Origin of the sequence: Olivibacter ginsenosidimutans (assembly GCF_039542865.1) — a bacterium.
Taxonomy (GTDB): domain Bacteria; phylum Bacteroidota; class Bacteroidia; order Sphingobacteriales; family Sphingobacteriaceae; genus Olivibacter; species Olivibacter ginsenosidimutans.
On the sequence record NZ_BAABIQ010000044.1, the window covers coordinates 178,378 to 197,003 of the forward strand.

Annotated in this window: 16 protein-coding genes; 10 read left to right on the forward strand and 6 right to left on the reverse strand. The window is 39.4% G+C overall.

The window, feature by feature from the left end; genetic code table 11:
- Positions 1–71: 71 nt before the first annotated feature.
- The 4 genes from ABD930_RS20290 to ABD930_RS20305 form a co-directional block, all read right to left on the reverse strand.
- Entirely contained in the window at positions 72–1,058 is a 987-nt protein-coding gene (locus ABD930_RS20290) for a 2-hydroxyacid dehydrogenase (RefSeq protein WP_345234812.1), read from the reverse strand.
- Positions 1,059–1,118: 60 nt separating this feature from the next.
- On the reverse strand, positions 1,119–2,285 hold the full coding sequence (locus ABD930_RS20295) for an MFS transporter (RefSeq protein WP_345234813.1): 1,167 nt from the start codon (positions 2,283–2,285) through the stop codon (positions 1,119–1,121).
- A 286-nt stretch (positions 2,286–2,571) separates the two neighbouring features.
- Complete coding sequence (locus ABD930_RS20300) at positions 2,572–4,014, reverse strand: MFS transporter (RefSeq protein ID WP_345234815.1); 1,443 nt, start codon at positions 4,012–4,014, stop codon at positions 2,572–2,574.
- A gap of 269 nt (positions 4,015–4,283) precedes the next feature.
- A complete protein-coding gene (locus ABD930_RS20305; RefSeq protein ID WP_345234817.1) occupies positions 4,284–5,258 on the reverse strand; it encodes a sugar phosphate isomerase/epimerase family protein in 975 nt (324 codons plus the stop codon).
- A gap of 308 nt (positions 5,259–5,566) precedes the next feature.
- On the opposite strand from ABD930_RS20305, the gene ABD930_RS20310 reads away from it, so the two are divergent.
- The 3 genes from ABD930_RS20310 to ABD930_RS20320 are packed head-to-tail and all read left to right on the forward strand — an operon-like array spanning position 5,567 to position 8,250.
- Complete coding sequence (locus ABD930_RS20310) at positions 5,567–6,037, forward strand: RidA family protein (RefSeq protein WP_345234819.1); 471 nt, start codon at positions 5,567–5,569, stop codon at positions 6,035–6,037.
- An 8-nt stretch (positions 6,038–6,045) separates the two neighbouring features.
- Positions 6,046–7,167, forward strand: a complete 1,122-nt coding sequence (locus tag ABD930_RS20315) for a D-TA family PLP-dependent enzyme (protein ID WP_345234821.1) — start codon at positions 6,046–6,048, stop codon at positions 7,165–7,167.
- A gap of 6 nt (positions 7,168–7,173) precedes the next feature.
- Positions 7,174–8,250, forward strand: coding sequence for a dipeptidase (locus ABD930_RS20320; protein ID WP_345234823.1), 1,077 nt, complete (start codon positions 7,174–7,176; stop codon positions 8,248–8,250).
- On the opposite strand, the gene ABD930_RS20325 is transcribed toward ABD930_RS20320, so the two are convergent.
- Positions 8,247–8,873, reverse strand: coding sequence for a hypothetical protein (locus tag ABD930_RS20325; protein ID WP_345234825.1), 627 nt, complete (start codon positions 8,871–8,873; stop codon positions 8,247–8,249). The genes ABD930_RS20320 and ABD930_RS20325 overlap by 4 nt on opposite strands.
- Before the next feature lie 267 nt (positions 8,874–9,140).
- On the opposite strand from ABD930_RS20325, the gene ABD930_RS20330 reads away from it, so the two are divergent.
- From ABD930_RS20330 to ABD930_RS20340, 3 genes are all read left to right on the forward strand, one after another.
- Positions 9,141–9,383, forward strand: a complete 243-nt coding sequence (locus ABD930_RS20330) for a hypothetical protein (protein WP_345234827.1) — start codon at positions 9,141–9,143, stop codon at positions 9,381–9,383.
- Between the two features lie 317 nt (positions 9,384–9,700).
- On the forward strand, positions 9,701–10,615 hold the full coding sequence (locus ABD930_RS20335) for a helix-turn-helix domain-containing protein (protein ID WP_345234829.1): 915 nt from the start codon (positions 9,701–9,703) through the stop codon (positions 10,613–10,615).
- A gap of 89 nt (positions 10,616–10,704) precedes the next feature.
- A complete protein-coding gene (locus ABD930_RS20340) occupies positions 10,705–11,706 on the forward strand; it encodes an aldo/keto reductase (protein WP_345234832.1) in 1,002 nt (333 codons plus the stop codon).
- 116 nt (positions 11,707–11,822) lie between these two features.
- Here ABD930_RS20340 and ABD930_RS20345 read toward each other — a convergent pair whose 3' ends face one another.
- Complete coding sequence (locus ABD930_RS20345; RefSeq protein WP_345234834.1) at positions 11,823–12,263, reverse strand: Hsp20/alpha crystallin family protein; 441 nt, start codon at positions 12,261–12,263, stop codon at positions 11,823–11,825.
- 205 nt (positions 12,264–12,468) lie between these two features.
- Between ABD930_RS20345 and ABD930_RS20350 the strand changes: the two genes are divergently transcribed.
- The 4 genes from ABD930_RS20350 to ABD930_RS20365 all read left to right on the forward strand — a co-directional run bounded on the left by ABD930_RS20350 (position 12,469) and on the right by ABD930_RS20365 (position 18,616).
- Positions 12,469–13,401, forward strand: a complete 933-nt coding sequence (locus ABD930_RS20350) for a PfkB family carbohydrate kinase (protein ID WP_345234836.1) — start codon at positions 12,469–12,471, stop codon at positions 13,399–13,401.
- A gap of 86 nt (positions 13,402–13,487) precedes the next feature.
- Positions 13,488–14,087 carry a TetR/AcrR family transcriptional regulator gene (locus ABD930_RS20355; protein ID WP_345234838.1) on the forward strand — a complete coding sequence of 200 codons (600 nt, stop codon included), beginning with the start codon at positions 13,488–13,490 and terminating at the stop codon, positions 14,085–14,087.
- Between the two features lie 102 nt (positions 14,088–14,189).
- Positions 14,190–15,407: an efflux RND transporter periplasmic adaptor subunit gene (locus ABD930_RS20360; RefSeq protein ID WP_345234840.1), complete on the forward strand. Its 1,218-nt coding sequence runs from the start codon at positions 14,190–14,192 to the stop codon at positions 15,405–15,407.
- Positions 15,408–15,409: 2 nt separating this feature from the next.
- Entirely contained in the window at positions 15,410–18,616 is a 3,207-nt protein-coding gene (locus tag ABD930_RS20365) for an efflux RND transporter permease subunit (RefSeq protein WP_345234842.1), read from the forward strand.
- The last annotated feature ends 10 nt before the right edge of the window (positions 18,617–18,626 follow it).

Consider the following 18,626-nt stretch of genomic DNA (forward strand, 5'->3'; position numbering starts at 1 on the left):
GTTACGAAAATCAAAAGGTTACATGATGATCTGAACTTTTAACAAATTTTAACATTCGGCCTATTCTAGGCTTATGTTGTTAAGGAATTTTTACTTTCAATCCCTTGCTCCGCATCCGCTAGATTCTGGATAGTCGTATGTGCAATTTCGAAAAGAGCCTCTCTAGTTAAAAACCCCTGATGCGCCGTGATTAAGACATTTGGAAAACTCATCAGTCGCAAGATATCATCATCATCAATAATGTCTTCCGAAAGATCCTTAAAAAACAGCTTTTCTTCCTGTTCGTAGACATCGATTCCCAAGAAGCCAACTTTTCCATCCTTCAGCGCCTGAATAATGGGTTTACTCTCGATAAGTCCGCCCCTACTGGTATTAATGAGCATTACCCCATCTTTCATTTGTGCTAGACGTTGTTCGTTAATAATATGCAAGGTACTAGAAAGTAAAGGACAATGAAGGGATATGATATCACTAGAAGCAAATAATTCATCGATCGTTACAAGATGAATATAATCAGGGACTTGGGTTGCAAGAGGGTCATAACCCAATACCTTACAACCAAATCCATGCATAATTTTACAAAATGCCAGACCAATTTTACCCAAGCCTATCACGCCAACCGTTTTACCATGCAAATTAAATCCGATCAGCCGATTTAAGGAAAAATTTCCGTCTCTAACCCGATTGTATGCCTTATGTGTTTTTCGATTTAGCGTCAATATCATTGCCACGGCATGTTCTGCTACAGCCTCAGGCGAATAAGCCGGTACACGCAATACCTGCATGTTTAACCGTTTTGCCTCTTCCAGATCGATTTGATTAAAACCAGCGCAACGTAAAACAACGATTTTCACTTGAATAGCAGCAAGCGCCCGTAACACGTCAGCATCTGCATGATCATTCACAAAAATACAAATAGCTTGGCAACCTTGCGCTAGCTTAACGGTCTGTATATTAAGGTTGATATCAAAATACAAAAACTCATGCATGCCATTCTGATTTATCAGGTCAAAAGAATCCCGATCATAGGCTTGGGTACTGTAAAAGGCTACTTTCATCTTATCGTTGTTTGTTGTTCTTTATTCGTTTTTTGTATTACTAACTATTACATTGGCTAATTATTTTATAGCCTTTATTTTAGCAACCAATAGACTGATCACTAGGCCAAATATACCAATAACCGCATAAGAATAACGCAAACTAGCCAACTCAGCAATATAACCAATTAGCGGCGGCCCCATCAGAAAGCCGAGGTAACTTACACTGGAAACCATAGCTAAGGCAATGCCTGGCGCTACCTTTCCGTTTCTACCGGCCACACTATACACCGTGGGTACAACAGTAGCGACTCCTAAACCAACCAACATAAAGGCCAAAACTGCCGATATCAGGTAAGGAAATAATACCGCGATAAACATACCTCCTGAAATCAGCACACCGCTAATTTGCAATACACGTTTTCTGCCTAGATTTGCAATCAATTTATCGCCAACAAACCTACCCGATGCCATCATTACCATAAAAGAAGCATAACCAAGCGGCACCAATACAGGAGATACCCGAACGATATCTTTAAAATAAACGCCACTCCAATCAAACATAGCTCCTTCGGTTGCCATGCTGCAAAAACCGATAATTCCGAGTTGTAACAAAGCTCCTTCAGGTTTAAGAAACCACTTTTTCTTTGTCGTTGCCTGTGGCCCCGCACCTCCTACCAAATACCTTGCATGCAACAGAATATTGATCCAAACCAAGATTGTGATCATCCAAAAATGAAGATATGGACTGACATCAAGATTAATCATGAATAGACCAATCAGCGCACCCGTAAAACCAGCGATACTCCAAGCTCCGTGAAAGGATGCCATAATAGGTTTATCAAAAAGATTTTCGGCAGCAACGCCCTGTGTATTTACCGCTATATTGCACATATTGCCAATAACCCCGAAGAAGAAAAGAGCTGCTCCTAAATGCCAAGCTTTCGTTGCTAGACCCAAGTTGGTTAATGCAAGCACATAGAAAAACGCAGCTACTATCAATACCCGTTTACTTCCAAACTTGGTAACCAAGCTACCAGACAGTACCATGGTTAACAGTTGCCCTAAGGGCAATGCAAACAATAGACTTCCTAGCTGACCATCAGAGAGCTTTAGTGCTGTTTTTATGTCAGGAATACGACTTGCCCATGAAGCAAAAGCTAACCCTTGACCAAAATAAAAGAGAGAAACCGCTAAACGAACTTTATTTCGATTACGTGCGGTGGTGGGGTGGGTAATACTTTCCACGTTTTAACCTTGTACTTAATATGACAAAAGGCGCTTCCAACACCCCTCTGTAGGGAACAATATTTACGAACCTTTTAACATGCACGCAAAGTTCTGAAAAAGATCATGGATTACCACATTTATCTTAAGAAATAATGATTTTTCCATGCAATATGTCAGCGATTGATAGACTATTTCGAAAAATTATTCGATAAATAAGCCCTACATTATTTAGCTATAGGTTTTATCGACCTTATTAACAGCTTCGTCCACGTCATTAACAGTTTAATCCATTTCAACCGTTCAACTACAAATCAGTAATAGGTTTGTATCTTGGCACCAGTGATTTCATCACAACCCATCCAATAAGGTAACAAATCGAGCAGATAGAAAATATAATAAAATATCCCGCTTCAATTCCCTGAAAGCCCATAAAGGACATCTCCGTATCGCGACTATAGTCAAATAACATACCCGAGCCTTTGTTGAGGAAAGATGAACCCAATCCTCCTGCCATACCACCGATACCTGTAATCGTTGCAATAGCTTTTTTGGGAAACATATCTCCTACGGTAGTAAATATATTAGCCGACCACGCCTGATGTGCTGCTCCAGCGATACCAATAATAATAACTGGAAGCCAATAGCTCACATGTCCTAAGGGTTGCGCAAATAAGGCTAATAGTGGAAAAAAAGCAAAAATCAGCATAGCTCGCATTCGCCCTTCATAAGGATTCATCCCCTTTTGGTCTACAAAATAAGTAGGTAACCATCCGCCAATGATAGAGAGGAGCGTAATTAAATATAGAACAAACAAAGGCACCGCACTTGCAGTAGAATCCATCTGGTATACAGAGCTTAAATAAGCCGGTGTCCAGAAAAGAAAGAACCACCAAACACCATCGGTCATAAATTTACCAAAAGCAAAGGCCCATGTTTGATTATAGCGTAGGCATTTCAGAAAGGACACCTTGGTCGTTGTTTCTGCCACATAATCAACCAGTTGTTGATCATGGATTAAATCCTGCTGTATATAAGCTAATTCCGCTGCACTCACTTTAGGATGTACTTCTGGCTTACGGTACCAAAACACCCAAAAACCCATCCAAAGAAAACCAAGGGCGCCAATGATAATAAATGACATTTCCCATCCATAGGCTTGTGCAATAAAAGGAATAGTTACGGGGGCTATAAGAGCTCCTACTGTTGCTCCAGCATTAAAGATACTGGTAGAAAATGCTCTATCTTTTTTAGGAAAATATTCAGCTGTAGCTTTAATAGCTGCAGGAAAGTTTCCTGCCTCTCCAAGTGCCAATATAAAACGTGCGAAGATAAATAAAGTAACGCTGACTGTTGCAATCATAGCTCCATCGTTAACCAAAGCTATAGATTCTTTTGCTCCAGCGAAACTAACGAACCACTTGCCAGTAAGTATACCTGAGGTTGCAATACCGCAAAATGCGTGTAAACATGCACCAATGGACCATATACCTATGGCCCAAAGAAATCCCCTCTTCGTATCTAGCCAATCCACAAATCGTCCAGCCACTAAAAGAGAGACGGCATAGAATATCGAGAACAGAGCGGTGATATTTCCATAATCGTTATTTGTCCAATTAAATTCCGGAGCAATAAAATCTTTCCACGTTAAGGAAAGCACCTGTCTGTCCATATAATTAATGGCCGTGGCAAAAAACAGCAGGGCGCAAATGGTCCATCTGAAGTTACCGATCTTTTCTTTTGAATTCATTATTTTTGGCTATAAAAACGTTAATTAGGCTCACAGAAAACGTTTGCACGAGCACCAGTTCTCCAATGACTTATTTCTACAATGATATCAATTTTTGCTTAATTTCCCTTGGGTTTTATTATTTAGTTACGAAAACGATATCGTGAAATAATCATGCCCCATTAAAAGTAAGTAGTCACGTTCTTACAGCAAAAGTCTAGAATTCCCTGTATTGATTGGGTTCGATGCTTAGGGAATACTGGCTAAAACATGGAAAAAATAACGTATGCTTATGAAATAAGCTGTTGCTTAACATAGTTGAAACTATTTCTAATACTTTCAAAATGATTCTTCATATAAATACCATCTTGTTCTATAAAGAAGTGTTTTAATCCAGCTTCATTTGCTTGTTTAAAAATTGCTTTATAGTCAACCGTTCCAGTACCAACTTCTGTGAATTTGATATTATTTAATACATCTAGAGAAGGTATAGAATCTTTACCATCACCAACAATGATTTCGGGTTTAGATTTGTCAATATCCTTTACATGCCACATTTCAAATCGCTTAGGATATTGTTGAAATAAGTCTAACGGATGCGCTCCGGATTTGATAGCCCAAAACATATCCAACTCAAACGCAACCAAGTCAGCATCGGTATTATTCAATAATACCTCGTAGCCCTTTTGCTTATCCTTTCCATAGCTTCTAAATTCCCAAAAGTGATTATGATAACCTATTTTTAAACCGACACTTTTACAGTACTCGCCACCTTTATTCAATTGATCTGCCATAAATTGAAAATCCTGCAAGGTCAATTTATCAATTAAATCCATTGGAGGAACAGGTATGACCAAATATTGCTGACCCAAAGCAAGCGCTATTTCAGCTTGTTGTTTTAAGGCATCATCTTGTCCTTTTCCCATCGTTAAAAAATCATTCAATTGATAATGCCCGCTATAGGTCTTTAACCCGTTATCTTCCAAAATTGTCTTTAAATCGGCAGTAGATAGTCCCCAATATTTCCCACTATCCTTATCGGTAGTATAATCGTAAAAGGTTTCAACATGGCCATAACCAATGTTGGCGATTTTCATTAAGGTTTGTTTAGCGTTAGCGGCGAGATCGTCTCGCATCGTAAACAACTGTAAACCAATTTTTTCCTCCTGCGCTCTTTTGGTACACGATGTCCATAAGGTATTACCGATAAATAACGCACCCAATGCTGCGCCTGAATGCTTGATAAACGTCCTTCTTGGTATCATTTTTATAGATTTATATAAGGTATATTTTGTTTGTCTAATTTACATTTATTTGCGGTGAAGTCAAGTAATATTCTCATGACGTAAAACAGGCCTATGCCATTGGTAATGGTTAATGTCAGCAGCGGTACATTCCTCACGTACTAAAGAAAGCGAAATTAACGTGCATTTTTTTTTACATTTCGACGTTTTTTTAGCTTAAAAACTATATTAGTTTTATACCTTTACCAATACCAACATACGCAATGTCATGTAGCTAACCTCTGCCATCATAAGGGGTTTTTAACGTAAAAAAAGAAAAATTAATAACAATGGATAATATAGATGCCGACAAAAATTTTGACGCTTTAGGGTTGACTTTACCTCCTGCACCTGCTCCGCTTGGTGTATACAAGCCTTATTTAATTGATGGAAAATACCTCTACCTATCGGGACATGGGCCTGTTCAGAACGATAAAAGTCTGATTATTGGCCGGATTGGCGAAACCATCAATATGGAACAGGGAAAGCTAGTTGCACAACAAGTAGGCTTAACAATGCTGTCGACCATTAAAACAAACCTTGGTTCCCTAAATAAAGTAAAACGTGTTATAAAGGTCTTGGGCATGGTGAATTGCACGGCTAACTTTGAGAAACATCCGTATATTATTAACGGTTGCAGTGAACTTTTTGCGCAGGTATGGGGAGAAGAAAACGGCATTGGCGTCCGAAGCGCCGTCGGAATGGGTAGTTTGCCCGATAATATACCTGTAGAAGTAGAAGCTCTTTTTGAACTAGTTTAACAAAAGGAATGCTACAAAAAGCCGAAACACCTTGGTACACCATTCAAAATATCGCTGATATTCCTAGTCCCGCGTTAGTAGTTTACCCGCATCGCGTGGAAGAGAACATTCGGAAGCTCCTTGCTATGGCTGGATCTGTTGATAGGCTACGACCTCATATTAAAACCTGCAAATCAGCTGAAGCTATAAGCCTCCTAAAGGCTGCAGGAATTTACCAATATAAATGCGCCACTATTGCCGAAGCAGAACTACTAGGTGTCTGTGGTGTAAAAGATGTACTCTTGGCCTATCAGCCTGTTGGTCCTAATATCCTACGCTTTATTTCTTTGATTAAGCGTTTCCCTACGACTATTTTCTCTTGCCTGATCGATTGCTCTACAATAGCGCAGGAGCTCCATCAACAGGCCCTTGTCAATAATTTAATCGTCCATTATTATATCGATATTAATGTTGGCATGAACAGAACGGGTATAATGCCCAACGAAGTAATGGAGCTGGTAGAACAATGCCAAAGGTTAAGTCATATTAAACTGCTGGGATTACATTGTTACGATGGCCATATTCATAATATCTCTTTGCACGAACGGGAGAAAAAGTGTACCGATTATTTTGCTACAATAAGACAATTAATGTTAAATCTGCAGAATGAGTATGGGATTGACGTCGCTGTAGTAGCCGGTGGTTCGCCAACATTTCCTATTCATATAAAACAAGCACATGTCGTTTGTAGCCCTGGTACATTCGTATTCTGGGATAAAGGTTATGGCGATTTGCTTCATGAACAATCATTTCTACCAGCTGCATTATTAGTAACACGTGTAATCTCCACAATTGATAGACAGACCCTTTGTTTAGATTTAGGGCATAAGGCTATTGCGGCTGAAAATGACTTGAGTAAACGCGTCTTTTTCATCAATGCTCCTGAAGCCAGAGCGGTTGCTCAAAGCGAAGAACACTTGGTGGTTAGCGTCCCCAATGCTTGTGCATATCCTATAGGATCTGTTTTTTTTGGTATCCCCTATCATATTTGCCCGACAGTGGCATTATATGATGAAGCGTATGCCATTGTCGATCAGAAATGGGATGGTAACTGGACGATTGCTGCCCGAAAAAGAAAACTTAGCATTTGAAAATCTATGTTTATAATAGACGCACATCTTGATCTAAGCATGAATGCTTTGGAATGGAACCGAGACCTGACCAAAGCAGTTGCGGAAATTAATCAGCGGGAAAAAGGTTTAACCGATAAACCCGATCGCGGGAACGCTGTAGTTTCTCTTCCCGAATTGCGTAAAGGAAATATTGGTTTAGTGGTAGCTACACAAATCGCGCGATATGTAGCTCCGGATAACCCTTTACCCGGTTGGCACTCCCCTGAACAGGCATGGGCACAAACTCAAGGGCAGCTGGCTTGGTATAAAGCGATGGAAGCAAAAGGAGAAATGGTGCAGATTAAAGATTTAATTTCCCTAGAAGCCCATCTCAAGCTTTGGAACGACGATACCATTGCTTCTGTTTCCAAACCTATTGGTTATATATTGAGTTTAGAAGGTGCAGACTCCATTATAAATTTGGACTACCTACATTTAGCCTGGCAAAGTGGTTTACGTGCTATCGGTCCAGCCCATTACGGCTCTGGGCGATACGCACAGGGAACAGATGCTAAAGGCCTAATGGGCCCTAAGGGCCATCAACTGTTAAGCGAAATGGAGAGGTTAAGAATCATTTTAGATGTTACTCATCTTTGTGATGATAGCTTTTGGGAAGCGTTAGACCATTTTAACGGACCACTTTGGGCCAGCCATAACAATTGTAGAGCACTCGTCAACCACAATCGTCAATTCAGTGACGAACAAATAAAAGCACTGATTGAACGAGGAGCGGTAATCGGTGGTGCATTAGATGCCTGGATGATGGTATCTAACTGGCAAAGAGGCTTGTCTACCCCTCTGGAAATGCAGTGCAACCTTGATGTACTTATCGATCATTTAGATCATATTTGTCAGTTAGCAGGCAATTCTCTACATATAGGTATAGGTTCAGATCTTGATGGTGCCTTCGGCCGCGAACAATGTCCTTATGATTTACACACCATAGCTGACCTACAACTGCTAAAGGAAAAACTAATGAATAGAGGCTATCAAGAACCTGATGTTACCAACATTTTCCATGGAAATTGGCTCCGATTTTTACGAAATGCTTGGCAGAACTAGCCAGCATTTGGCGCCTCAATAATTTGTGCACGTCTATCCGCTCGTTTTTTATTAAGCCTAATCAATGTTACAATAAGAACAATCATCAAAAACCAATGTACTTTCCCCCAAATGTATGCTAACAAAAAACTATGCAGCATAAACAAGAACAGATAAAAGCCACGTATAGCAATATCTTTTGCCACCCAATATAAAGCAATAGGTAGCACAATCATGAAAAAGACAATGAAACGATTATTAAAATAAGCATAGGCCAAATCTAGCCTTCTTGATTGCAATACCTGATGATCCAAGGTTTCTATCCCATAAAAAGTATGTCCTTTGCCTGACTTTGGAATATAAATAAGCAATTGCTTGCATTCATTTAACGCTTTTATTTTCGGGCTCGGCAAATAATCCTTATTTACATAGCTGTGGGTATAAGTTTCTTTCGATGGAAGTACCAAGCTAATGCGTTTCTCCTCTCCTTCTGCACTATACTTCTGAATTATATTGTCTACAGAAACAACTAACTCAGTAGTAAACAGGTTCGGTACACCTATCTTCATTATTCCAAAAGCCCAAAGTAGGCTGAGGCTGATTATTCCTATCTTAAACCATTTATTTTTTGTTGCAAAATCCATTTTGCACGTTTTTTATAATCGGATCTATCTTAACCTCAAACAATCCAACACGATAACTGTTTTTAAAATAGGGCTGTAAAAGCTCGTTGCCGTCATATCGAAAAGAGCCTCTATGTCATATCGAGCGAAACGTATATAGTCGAGGTGTCTGTTTGTTTAATAGACCTCTCCAATGCGATCAAGATAACGTACGTAGGAATATATCGAAATGACCAAAAGAAGATTGAAATGACGACTTTTACACACGCCCATTAAAGCGCAAACGATATGGCACATACCACCGAACCCCCATTTATAATAAGAGCTAAGATTAATGGTGTGGAACAACAGCTAACCGTAAAAACCGAAGAAACCACTGACGGGGTTCCTTACTTCATATGTTTACAAGATCAGGAACAGCTAACAGAATTAAGAAAAGAATCGAACGGAAAATGGGTTCAATTATGGGGTAATTTAGACACCCTAAGCATTTTAGCTATTGGAAAAGCAATTGATTGCCAGCCACTCTAGGTCTTCTTATATGTAAACCGTCGTTTTTACCTCTAATTTCTTATCGATGTTTTGGATAATACTAGGGTACCTGATTTCTCTTTACATCAAAAGTAGAATGCTTGTGAAACCCTGATCTCGATTAGGAATTGAAATGAAATGACATAAGCTCATGTGATGCTGGGTTATAGCCATTTGTTAAGACATTTATTAAGAGAAGTAAGGCAATGAACAGACACTATAATAATAAAATATTCGTTATAATAGATTAGTTGTTGCAGCACCGCAATGATTTCATAAGAAAAGCGACTAACAGCTATAAGCAACTCTTGCTGACAATGAATAAAACAGAAAGTTTACAAGATTTTTATCATAGGAATCCAAAAGCAAACCCCTTCGGTTTAACGGCCGATAATGCCAATGGATTCGGTCATTTTAATGTATTCACTCGAGAGAACTGTTTTAAGTCTACTCCCTATAACCGACGTGATTTTTATAAAATATCATTAATTATTGGGACAGGAAGACTATATTATGCCGATAAATGGGTCGATATCGATCGGCCCGCCCTACTCTTCTCTAACCCTTCTATCCCTTATTCGTGGGAAGCTATTAGTGAAGAACAAAAGGGTTATTTCTGCTTGTTTACCAGGGCCTTTTTTCAATCAGACCACCCCCATTTCTTATTACATCAGCTTCCCCTATTCAAGATTGGTGGAAATTTTGTCTTTTTTGTTAATGCAGAACAACAGCAAGCACTCCATGACATTTTTGAAAAAATGATCGTTGAAATCGCGTCTACTTATATCCATAAGTACGATGTGCTACGCAATTACCTTCATTTAATTATCCATGAAGCGATGAAAATGCAACCGACAGACGCCTATTTAGCACATTCATCATCTTCCCGTGTTTGCGATTTATTTCTTGACCTCTTAGAGCGGCAGTTTCCGATCGATAACCAAGAACGTACCCTTCAACTCCGCACGGCACAGGATTATGCCAATATACTCGCAGTACATGTCAATCATCTAAACCGTTCTGTAAAAGAAACAACTGGAAAGACAACTACCCAACATATTGCAGAGCGCCTAATCAAAGAGGCCAAAGCCCTATTACTACATTCCGATTGGACAATATCGGAAATCTCCTATAGTTTAGGATTTTCTTATCCCCCCTATTTTAATAACTTTTTCAGGAAACAAACGAAAATGACCCCCGGAATATTTAGGGAACAATACATCCATGTTTGAATTTTATAATAAGCTATTTGATTATTATAAAATAGTACAACGTATCTAACTTACTTTTGTTAAGCTTATCAAGAACAAAATTTTTAGAAATGAAGTACAGAAATTTGAGTAACACAACAGAGCAATTATCTGCTATAGGTCTAGGATGCATGGGTATGAGTTTCGCCTATGGTCCAGGTGACGATGAAGAGAGTGTAGCAACCCTACATAAGGCCCTAGATTTGGGCATTAACTTTTGGGACACTGCCGATATGTATGGTAACGGTGCGAACGAAGAACTTATTTCAAAAGTTCTTGCACCAAATAGAGACAAAGTATTTATTGCGACCAAGTTTGGTTTTCGCTTCAAAGATCATGTTGCACGACCAAGTAATTCTTCAGGCACCTATTTTGATGGTTCTCCAGCATGGATAAAAACAGCTATTGAAAACAGCCTGCGCCGATTAAAGATAGATACCATCGATTTGTATTATGCCCATCGTGTAGACCCAACGATTCCAATAGAGGAAACTGTCGGCGCAATGGCCGAGCTTGTAAAAGAAGGGAAAGTCCGTTATCTTGGCTTGAGTGAGGCTTCTGCCAATTCGCTAAAAAGAGCACATGCGGTTCATCCCATTGCAGCCCTGCAAAGTGAATACTCGCTTTTAACACGAGAGGTGGAAGGAGAAATTCTGAACACTGCCCGTGAACTTAGTGTCACGCTTGTACCATACTCGCCTCTAGCTCGCGGTTTAGTGACCAATACATTGGATGTAAACCAGCTAGCGGATAATGATTTTAGGAAGTCGCTACCACGGTATAGCGGAGAGAATTTAACCAATAATCAATCATTAGCTACGGAATTTGCTTCCATCGCACGAGAAAAACAGGTCACACCTGCACAATTAGCTCTTGCTTGGGTATTAGCACAGGGAGAAGACATCATTCCTATTCCGGGAACGAAAAAAAGAAAATATCTGGAAGAAAATGCACAAGCAGTAGACATCGAACTCTCGGATACAGATTTGAACGCCATACAAAAATTGTTAGAGAAGTATCCAAATGTTGGAGAACGATACAGCGAGGGTGCCAAAAAGTTGATCAACAATTAAGAGCAATTGAGCTTATAAATATTCTTTAATTAAGGGATACATACAGGTTTATAAACCTTTCATAGCGGCTGGTATCCGAAAAGATACCAGCCGCTATGAAAGATCGCTTCATTTTTTTAGGAAATATTAATTAATCTAGGGCCCTTTTTCTTGGATGCTTCTTTTTTTGGAATGGTTAATCGTAACAAACCATTTTCGTATTTGGCTTCAATCTTGTCTTCGTCTACCACATCTTTTGGAAAATTAAAACTCCTCCGAAAAGATTGGTAGCTAAATTCCTGACGAGAATAACCTTCTTCTGTTTTTTTGTCTTCATGCTCTTTCGAAGATGAAATCGTAAGTAAATTACCATCTAACTCCACTTTAAAATCCTCTTTATTCATGCCAGGAGCGGCCATTTCTACTTCATAAGTACCGGTTTTTTCCCTTACGTTTACGGAAGGAACAGTGGTATTTGTAGCGGAAAGCTGAGCATTTCCCCAGTCAAACCAACCGCGATCAAAGAAATCATCAAAAATAGATGGAAAAGTATTTCCACTTCTTCTAACCAATGACATAATAACCTCCTTTTTCTATTGATAGAACAGGTTGCTAAGGTTGATAGTTTCTATTTTTTATCAAAAAATTGTCAAACTTAGCCGTATGTGCGAGGCAACCACATGCAACAAATGGTTATACGTTCGGTTTAAAATAAAACGGTATCTTTGTCCGATTGGAAACGCTGTTTCTTGAAATTTAACTTTCATATAGTATAGCATTTGTATGTTTGATGTTTGTTGTATCGGTCACATTACACTTGATAAAGTTATCATCGGTAATAGCCAAAAAAATATGCCGGGAGGTACTTCCTTCTACTTTGCCAATGCGATCAAAAATATGGACATCTCGTTTGGTTTGGTTACGGCTGTTGGAGCCAAGGAGCAATATATTATTGACCAACTGCAAGCACAGGGAATTACCGTAACGGCCTTACCAAGCAAACACACTGTTTATTTTGAAAACAGCTATAATGAAAATCAGGATCACCGCACGCAACGTGTCTTACAAAAAGCCGATGCCTTTACTGTTGATCAACTGGCTAATATTCAGGCCAAAATATTTCATTTAGGACCATTATTGGCCGATGACATTCCGGCCGAAGTTATCAAGCACCTTTCAACCAAAGGAACCATTTCTTTAGATGTACAAGGCTATTTACGAAAGGTAAGCAAACAAAAGGTATTTCATACCGATTGGCTGGCGAAGGGAAAGGTATTACCTTATGTTGATATTTTAAAGGCTAATGAATTTGAAATGGAAGCCTTAACAGGCACACGAAATATAGACGAAGGTATACGGATACTAGCGGATTATGGAATTAAAGAAGTTATTATTACCCTGGGAAGCAAAGGATCTGTACTGTTTCATAATCGTATGCTCTATCAGATTCCAGCCTATATACCTGAACAAATAACGGATGCTACTGGCTGTGGAGACACTTACATGGCCGGTTATTTATTCAAGAAAGTCAACGGTAGCTCACTTAGGGAAGCAGGTGAATTTGCCGCAGCAATGGCCACGCTGAAACTCCAAACTTCCGGTCCTTTTACGGGTGGAGTAAATGAGGTAAGCCAAGTGCTTGAAAAAAATGGAAAGATAATAGATCAACATGCACCAATCGAAACCACCACAAAAACCTCTTATTCAGCTCTTTAAAATTCATGACATTTTTATGTTCGTTTATTTCAGAAATAATTTCGAAGTTTGCCTAACACTGTTAAATAATTTACAACGGTTATCACATGGGAAGTAAGGAACGGATTCAGCGGTTAAAGGATGAGAATAGAATGAAAATCCTTCAAGCTTCTTTGCAAATTATACGGGATGAAGGTCTTTCATCACTAAGCATGCGCAAAATTGCTGATATTATTGAGTATACCGCTCCCATGATTTACGAATATTTTGCCAATAAAGAAGCAATTCTGTCTGAGTTGGCTGCAATAGGTTACTTGAAACTGGCAAAAAAAGTAAAAGAAGCTAAAGAGCAGGAAAAAACGCCGGAAAAACAAATTGAAGCCATGTGGTTGGCTTATTGGCAATTTTCTTTTGATCAAAAGGAATTGTATCAATTGATGTATGGAATAGGAGCACCTTGTTGTGAAATGCAAAAAACTTTTCAATGTACGGATTCGCATACGAAGTTGATTACCGATGTGATTAAAGAAATTATGAAAGATAAAAAACCATCAGATGAGCTAATTTGTAGAAAATACTTTACGTATTGGTCGATTATCCATGGTTTGATTTCTATCAATCTGGTTAATAAAGGTAATGGTGATGAAACCAATCAGCAAGTTTTAAAAGATGCCATCCATGGCATAACCCGTTCGTTAAATAATTAATTTTTTTTAACAAAAAAGTAACACTAATAAATCATTTAACACTGTTAAATGTTGGAGACAATCAGCTCCATAGTACACCCACTTAAAGTAAAATACAAAAAAATGAAACAGCTCTTAACAATTTTCACATTTGAAAGCTATCACCCTTTATTTAACGTTGTTAAATTATTTAATAACGTAAGTAAACTAGCACTTATAGCATCTTCCATCTTCTTATATAGCTGTTCATCAGGACAGCAAGGCCCAGAAGCTCCTCCACCACCAACACTTCCTGTAGTTAGCGTTAATACTGGGCAACAAACGGTTTACCAAGAGTATCCCGCAGCTATTGAGGGGATTACGAACGTGGAGATTCGTCCTCAAGTCTCGGGAACGTTGGATGCAATCTATGTTGATGAAGGTGCTAAAGTCAGAAAAGGACAGCCACTCTTTAAAATCAATGGCAGACCTTATCAAGAACAATTAAATCAGGCCTTAGCCAATTTACATGCTGCCGAAGCAGCACTGGTTAATGCTGAAATTGAAGTAGAGAAAAAAACAAGATTGGTAAACAATAAGGTATTGGCTGATTTTCAGTTAAAAACAGCTGAAGCCGCTCGAAACGTAGCTAGGGCAAATCTGGAACAGGCAAAAGCCAGTGTTGGTACGGCCAAAATCAATTTAGGGTATACACTGATTACGGCACCTGTGGATGGCTATATAGGGCGCTTGCTAAAAAAGCAGGGAAGTTTAGTGGGTCCGGCAGATGCACAAGCACTCACTGAGCTTTCTGACATCCATGAAATACACGTGTATTTTGCCTTAGGTGAAAATGATTTTGTCGATTTTAAGAACAATTACGAAGGAGCGACATTGGAAGAGAAGCTTAAAAAACTTCCCCCAATTAACCTCGTATTGTCAGACCAAACGGTTTATACCCAAGCAGGCAAAATAGATATGGTAGATGGCCAGTTTGATAAAAATACCGGTGCAATAACGTTAAGGGCTACATTTGCCAATGAAGCTGGTTTATTGCGCTCCGGAAATACCGGTAAAGTAAGGCTGGGTAAAAAACACGGAAAAGTATTATTAGTACCTCAAATGGCCACCTTGGAAATGCAGGATAAGATCTTTGTATATACGGTAAATGATAGTAACAAAGTAACGAAACAACCCATACAAGTCATTGGAAAAAATGGTGCCACTTATTTGGTTAAAAGTGGCCTTAAAGATGGTGACCATATCGTTTATAAAGGGATGGATCTCTTACAGGATGGTCAGCTTATTAAACCACACGAAATCAGTCCAGATAGTTTGCATTTGACAGCTTATAACCATTAATTATGTTAAGAAAATTTATTGAAAGACCCGTATTAGCAACGGTTATCTCTATATTATTAGTCATTCTAGGAGTTATCGGAATTGTAAAGCTACCGTTGCAGCAATTTCCAGATATTGCCCCTCCTGCAGTTCAAGTAACAGCACTTTATCCAGGGGCAAATGCAGAAACCGTATTACGTGCAGTAGCACCATCACTGGAAGAATCCATCAACGGAGTTGAAAATATGAGTTATATGAGCTCAACCGCCAGTAATGATGGTTCTTTAATGATTACGGTATATTTTAAATTAGGTACTGATCCAGATCAGGCGGCAGTAAACGTGCAAAACCGTGTAGCCCAAGCAACCAGTCAACTTCCAGCAGAAGTCGTACAGGCAGGGATCACAACGGCAAAACAGCAAAATAGCCTGATTATGGTGCTTGATCTTTATACTGAAGACGAAGGCATTTACGACCAGACTTTTATGGCTAACTATGCCCAAATTAATATTATTCCCGAACTAAAACGTATTCCAGGTGTTGGGCAAGCGCTCGTTTTTGGAGGAAGCAAAGATTACTCCATGCGTGTTTGGTTAAATCCTAATCAAATGGCTAGCTATAAACTTACTCCTGGAGAGGTAATGGCGGCTATACAGGATAAGAATGTGGAAGCAGCACCGGGAAAATTTGGCGAAAGTAGCCGAGAAGCCTTTGAATTTGTCATCAAGTACAAAGGCAAATTAAATCAGCCTGAAGATTATGAGAATATCATTATTCGTTCCAATGCCGATGGTTCAGTATTGCGGTTAAAGGACGTTGCCAAAGTAGAGCTAGGTTCTTACACTTATGCTAGTAAAACCCGGATCGACGGAAAAGCAGGGTTAAATATTGGTGTCATGCAGCTTGCTGGATCGAACGCCAATGAGATCCAGATTGCCATTCAAGATTTCATGAAAAAAGCAGCTCAAAGTTTCCCTAAGGGTGTAAAATACTTAGTGCTTTACAATACAAAAGATGCACTCGATCAATCTATTGATCAAGTTAAACATACCCTAATTGAGGCTTTTGTGCTGGTATTTTTAGTGGTATTTATTTTCCTCCAAGATTTCAGATCGACGCTTATTCCGGCTATTGCAGTGCCCGTAGCGATTGTCGGAACATTCTTTTTCATGCAAGTGTTCGGATTCTCGATTAATTTATTAACCTTATTTGCATTGGTTTTAGCCATTGGGATAGTCGTAGATGATGCCATCGTAGTAGTGGAGGCTGTACATGCTAAAATGGAGCACCAAAAACTTTCACCTAAAATGGCCACTACATCAGCCATGAGTGAAATTACAGGCGCCATTATTTCGATTACCCTAGTCATGTCTGCCGTTTTTTTACCGATAGGTTTTATGGAAGGTTCAACAGGGATGTTTTATCGTCAATTTGCCTTCACCCTCGCGATAGCTATCGTACTTTCGGCAATCAATGCATTGACCCTTAGCCCCGCATTATGTGCCCTATTCCTCAAGGAAAGTAATCCTGAAACAGCACCTAAAGAAAAGTTGAGTTTTAAAGAAAAATTTTTCGCCGGTTTTAATACAAGTTTTAACCGTTTAACCAAAAAATACGTTGGTAGTTTACGTTTTCTCATCCGCTTTAAATGGCTCAGTTTGGCCGGTCTCGCCTTGGTATTGGTGGCAACCATACTGATGGTAAGAAAAACACCTACCGGATTCATTCCTTCCGAGGATCAGGGATTTATCGCCATCTCCCTTTCTATGCCAGTTGGTGCATCATTAGAACGAACAACAGAAGCGCTACAAGAGACGGAAAAACAACTGCAACATGCACCCTTTACCAAAACGTTGAACATCATTTCCGGATTTAATATCTTGACACAGGCAACTAGTCCATCTGCCGGCGTAGCTTTTATTTTGCTTAAACCCCATGAAGAAAGAGGAGCTATAAAAGACATCAATGCTATCATGGGCGTGGTTAATCAAAAATTAGCGACAATAAAGGGAGCCAATTTCTTTGTTTTCACCTTCCCTACAGTGCCCGGTTTTAGTAATGTTGATGGCCTGGATATGGTTCTCCAAGATCGTACAGGTGGTCCATTGGATAAATTTGATCAAGTTGGAAAGAACTTCATTGGCGAATTGATGAAACGCCCGGAAATTATGGTCGCCTTTACCTCATTTCGAGCAGACTATCCGCAATACGAATTACAGTTAGATGACGTGAAGGCTGAACAATTGGGTGTAAGTACTAAGGCGATTTTACAGACCATGCAGGCCTATTTTGGAAGTGCACAGGCCTCCGATTTTAATCGATTTGGAAAATATTATCGAGTTATGGTACAAGCAGATAAAGAAGATCGTGCCGAACCATCTTCTATGGATGGCGTCTTTGTTAAAAACAAGCTAGGTGAAATGGTCCCTATTAACACCTTGGTACAACTTAATCGTGTATATGGACCAGAAACAGCCTCCCGGTACAATCTTTTCAACTCCATAGGTATTAATGCTATGCCGGCCCCCGGAAAAAGTTCTGGAGATGCTATACGGGCAGTAGAGGAAGTAGCTAAACAATACTTGCCATCTGGTTTTTCTTACGAATTCTCTGGTATGACCAAGGAAGAAATTACATCTGGCGGACAATCAGCCATCATTTTTATGCTCTGTTTAGTTTTTGTATACTTCCTATTGGCGGCTCAATATGAAAGTTACATCCTACCGCTTGCCGTAATTCTATCCATCCCCACGGGTATCTTTGGTGTCTTTGCCGCTATTGGATTAACAGGCATTGAGAACAACATCTACGTGCAAGTTGCTTTAGTCATGCTTATCGGATTGCTGGCCAAAAATGCGATATTGATTGTAGAATTTGCAGTACAGGGCCGAAGAATTGGTAAACCAATCACCTTAGCAGCATTGGAAGCTGCACAATTACGGCTAAGACCGATTATTATGACATCTCTTGCTTTTGTTGTGGGACTAATTCCGATGATGCGCGCCAATGGTCCTTCGGCTTTAGGTAACCACTCCATTAGCATTGGTGCTGCCGGAGGAATGGTAGCAGGTGTTGTACTCGGATTGTTTATCATTCCCGTATTATTTATCGTATTTCAACACTTACAAGAAAAGGTATCCGGAAAATCAAATCCGAATCTTACCGATCAGGGAAATCACCCCTCTGCACAAGCGTCTTTGGCTGTACCAGATACGGTATCAATAGGCTAAACGTATTGGT

Excerpts from the sequence above, each read along its gene's own strand:
- ABD930_RS20305 (WP_345234817.1), bottom strand. The coding sequence starts at position 5,258 with ATGATACCAAGAAGGACGTTTATCAAGCATTCAGGCGCAGCATTGGGT.
- ABD930_RS20345 (WP_345234834.1), bottom strand. The coding sequence starts at position 12,263 with ATGTCATTGGTTAGAAGAAGTGGAAATACTTTTCCATCTATTTTTGAT.
- ABD930_RS20290 (WP_345234812.1), bottom strand. The coding sequence starts at position 1,058 with ATGAAAGTAGCCTTTTACAGTACCCAAGCCTATGATCGGGATTCTTTT.
- ABD930_RS20340 (WP_345234832.1), top strand. The coding sequence starts at position 10,705 with ATGAAGTACAGAAATTTGAGTAACACAACAGAGCAATTATCTGCTATA.
- ABD930_RS20355 (WP_345234838.1), top strand. The coding sequence starts at position 13,488 with ATGGGAAGTAAGGAACGGATTCAGCGGTTAAAGGATGAGAATAGAATG.
- ABD930_RS20330 (WP_345234827.1), top strand. The coding sequence starts at position 9,141 with ATGGCACATACCACCGAACCCCCATTTATAATAAGAGCTAAGATTAAT.
- ABD930_RS20365 (WP_345234842.1), top strand. The coding sequence starts at position 15,410 with ATGTTAAGAAAATTTATTGAAAGACCCGTATTAGCAACGGTTATCTCT.
- ABD930_RS20325 (WP_345234825.1), bottom strand. The coding sequence starts at position 8,873 with ATGGATTTTGCAACAAAAAATAAATGGTTTAAGATAGGAATAATCAGC.
- ABD930_RS20360 (WP_345234840.1), top strand. The coding sequence starts at position 14,190 with ATGAAACAGCTCTTAACAATTTTCACATTTGAAAGCTATCACCCTTTA.
- ABD930_RS20320 (WP_345234823.1), top strand. The coding sequence starts at position 7,174 with ATGTTTATAATAGACGCACATCTTGATCTAAGCATGAATGCTTTGGAA.
- ABD930_RS20315 (WP_345234821.1), top strand. The coding sequence starts at position 6,046 with ATGCTACAAAAAGCCGAAACACCTTGGTACACCATTCAAAATATCGCT.
- ABD930_RS20300 (WP_345234815.1), bottom strand. The coding sequence starts at position 4,014 with ATGAATTCAAAAGAAAAGATCGGTAACTTCAGATGGACCATTTGCGCC.
- ABD930_RS20350 (WP_345234836.1), top strand. The coding sequence starts at position 12,469 with ATGTTTGATGTTTGTTGTATCGGTCACATTACACTTGATAAAGTTATC.
- ABD930_RS20335 (WP_345234829.1), top strand. The coding sequence starts at position 9,701 with ATGAATAAAACAGAAAGTTTACAAGATTTTTATCATAGGAATCCAAAA.
- ABD930_RS20310 (WP_345234819.1), top strand. The coding sequence starts at position 5,567 with ATGGATAATATAGATGCCGACAAAAATTTTGACGCTTTAGGGTTGACT.